Consider the following 3152-nt stretch of genomic DNA (forward strand, 5'->3'; position numbering starts at 1 on the left):
CGCGGGCAGAAGCAACACCGCCTCATGTCCTTCGATCCCAAATCCCCGGTGACGCACCGTTCGGTCCTGACCGTTGCAGTGCCGATCATGCTCTCCAACATCTCGGAGCCGATGATCGGCGTCATCAACACCGCGGTGATCGTCTCGCCCGGCATCTACATGCTGGCCTGGTGGCTGCTCGAGGCGCGCTTCGGCAACCCCGGACTGTGGGCAGCCCTCTGCGTCTTCTTCGCCGCCCGCAGCCTCACCTTCGCCAGCCGCATGCCGGCGCTGGAGAAGCGGGCCTTCGGGTAAGCCGTTCTCTTCCCCTTCCCCACCGGCCGTCATCCCGGCTTCCGCCGGGATGACGGTAAGGTTGGGGCCCGGCGAGCCGGAATTTCCTATTCACAATGTCAATCAGCAGCAGGCAAGAGGCTGCTGACTAGCATTGTCTAGGAATAAAGTCAATTAGGAATTTTAACCCCGCTGATACCGCGCCATGGCCGAGCGCTCGATGGCTGCCGTCACCAGCTTGTCCAGTCCCAGCGTATCGCGCAGCATGGCGAGGAAGCGGAGTTCTTCCTTGCCCACCGCCAGGTCGGACGCCGCGACTTCAACCGCCAGCGCATAGGCCGTCTCCCGCAGCTTCGGGGAAAGCGCCTGCTTCACGAGACCCAGTATGGCGTTGAGGCCCTCCGGCTCCTGCAGGATTTCGCCTGCCTCCTGCGCCACCATCATCAGCCGGTGCTCGTCGAACTCGCGGAAGATAGGGAGGCTCTGCACCAGCTGGCGGATCTCGGCCAGCTCGATCGCGTTGATCTTGCCTTCGACACCCGACATGGTGACCATGGTGTAGATGAGCGCCTGTTCAGTGCTGATCGTGCCGGACATCGTCAAAACCCTCCCTTAAGCCGTGGGTGTTAGAGCGGCGAAGCTCTGACCATGTCAAGGGCATCGACCAGCCCCACGCGCGAGACTGTAACGCCCGCCGGAAAGGCGGTGGTGAAGCGCGTTGCAAGGCGCGGATCGAGGATCACGAAATGCCCCTTGTCGCCCGCACGGCGGATCAGCCTGCCGAAGGCCTGGCGGATCCTGAGGCGCACCACCATGTCGGTGTAGGAATTTCCGCCGAAGGCCTCCCGCCGCGCCCGCTCGAGGATCGTGGGCGTTGCCCATGGCACACGGTCGAGCACGATCAGGCGCAGCGAATCGCCCGGCACGTCCACCCCATCGCGCACCGCGTCGGTTCCCAGCAGGCAGGCATCGCGCTCGGCGCGAAACATGTCGACGAGCGTGCCGGTATCCATCGGGTCCACGTGCTGGGCATAGAGCGGCAGGCCCGCCTCGGCGAGCGGGCTCACCAGCCGCCTGTGCACCGCGCGAAGCCGTGAGATGGCGGTGAACAGCCCGAGCCCTCCGCCGCGCGTGGCGAGGAAGAGCTCGCGGTAGGCAGCTGCAACCTGGTCCATGTCCTCACGGTTGACGTCGGTCACCACGATCACGCGGCTGGCTTGCGCATAGTCGAAGGGCGAGTCCCAGCCCTCGCGCCGCACGGGATAGGGCAGGTGGACGGCCCCGGTTCGCATCTCGGCATTGGCCCAATCGTCCGGCACGTCGGGCGGGCGGTCCTTCAGCGTGGCCGATGTGATGACGATGCCGTCGGCCTGCCTTAGCACCGCAAGCGCCATCGGCTCCGTCGGGTCCAGCCAGTGTGAGTGCAACCCCACGTCATGCTCGCGCCCGGCGGACTGCGCGATGTCGAACCATTCGACGAAAAGCGGGTTCCGCGTCTCGATCAGCCGCCGCAGCATGTCGATCCAGGAACCCACCATCAGGTCCCCGCGCCGCCGCAGTGAGCGCGAGATGGCCTCGATCCGTCCCCGGTCATGGGTCGACAGGTCCTCGGCCTCCGCGTCGAGCTTCTTCGCCAGTGCGGTGGCGAGCGCTGACATTGGCGCCTTCAGCTCGATGAGCGCGCCGCTCAGGTCTGCGGCCGCCTGGCCTAAGCCTTCAGCCAGCGGCAGGCAGTCGGTTTCGAGCGAGTAGCCGGTGCCGTTCTGTTCTGCCCGCGCCAGCACCTGGTTCCGCACGAGGGTGAGGAAGTGCTCCGCCGGCCCCTCCGGCTGGCCCGCCTGCACGCGGCGCGTCCAGCCTGGCCCCGGCAGCGCCAGCGCGGCGCGCAGCACCTGTTGCAGAAGCCGCTCGCCCTGTTCGTCCTCTCCCAGCAGGTCGCCGATGCGGTCGGCAAGTCCGCGGCCCCGGCGGCGCTCGGCTTCGGGTCCCCTGATCCAGCGCCGGAGTTCGGCGGTCTCGAGCGCCGTCAGATGGCCGGAAAAGGCCGAGTCAGCCGCATCGAACAGGTGGTGCCCCTCGTCGAAGACGATGCGGCGGATGCCGCCGGGGGCTGCCTCCTCTTCCTCCGTCCGCGCCACGCCCAGCGCATGGTCGACGGCCGCCTGGTGCAGCACCAGCGCATGGTTGGCGATGACGATCGAGGCGTTGCGCCCGGCGCGCACCGAGCGCTCGATGAAGCAGCGCCGGTAATGCGGGCAGGCCGAATAGATGCACTCGCCGCGCCGGTCGGTCAGTCCGAGCGATTGCGCCGAGAGGCCGCGGGAGTCCCCGTCGAGGGAGATGTCGTTGAACAGCGAAAGGATCCAGGAGGGGAAGTCGCCGCCCACCATGTCGCCATCGCGGGTGAAGCGGGCCCAGCGCGAGATCAGCGCGGCCAGCAACGCCGTGCGCGGGTTGGCGGCGGTGAGCCGCCCGAACACCTCCTGCATGTTGAGGAGGCAGACGTAATTCTCCCGGCCCTTGCGGATGACGATCCTGCCCTGGCGCTCCTCAGGGTTGTCGATGAGGCGTGCTGATTCCTGGTCGAGCTGGCGCTGCAGGTTCTTGGTATAGGTCGAGACCCAGACGGGCGCGTTGTTCTTCCGGGCCCAGAGATAGGCCGGCGCCAGATAGCCCAGCGTCTTGCCGAGCCCGGTTCCCGCCTCGGCGATGAGGATGTTGTTGATCTCCCTGGACTGGCGCGGCTGGAAGGCGAAGGTCGCCGCACCCGCATAGGCCGACTGCGTCGGCCGCCGTTCAGACTGAGGGCCCAATATGTCACGAAGGTAGCGCTGCGCCTCCTCGGGGCTCACGGGATCCTGCCGGCCCGGCGGCCGGCC

Annotated in this window: 2 protein-coding genes and 1 pseudogene; 1 reads left to right on the forward strand and 2 read right to left on the reverse strand. The window is 67.4% G+C overall.

The features are described from left to right. Positions 1–294, forward strand: a pseudogene (locus ACILRA_RS21425) (hypothetical protein); the annotation flags it as partial. Positions 295–456: 162 nt separating this feature from the next. Here ACILRA_RS21425 and ACILRA_RS21430 read toward each other — a convergent pair. Next, the gene (locus ACILRA_RS21430) at positions 457–870 is read right to left on the reverse strand and encodes a tellurite resistance TerB family protein (protein ID WP_395664072.1); all 414 of its coding nucleotides are present in this window, start codon (positions 868–870) and stop codon (positions 457–459) included. 29 nt (positions 871–899) lie between these two features. After that, a partial coding sequence (locus tag ACILRA_RS21435) for an ATP-dependent DNA helicase (protein WP_395664073.1) occupies positions 900–3152 on the reverse strand: 2253 nt, incomplete at its 5' end.

Origin of the sequence: Aestuariivirga sp., assembly GCF_044239095.1 — a bacterium.
GTDB lineage: Bacteria > Pseudomonadota > Alphaproteobacteria > Rhizobiales > Aestuariivirgaceae > Aestuariivirga.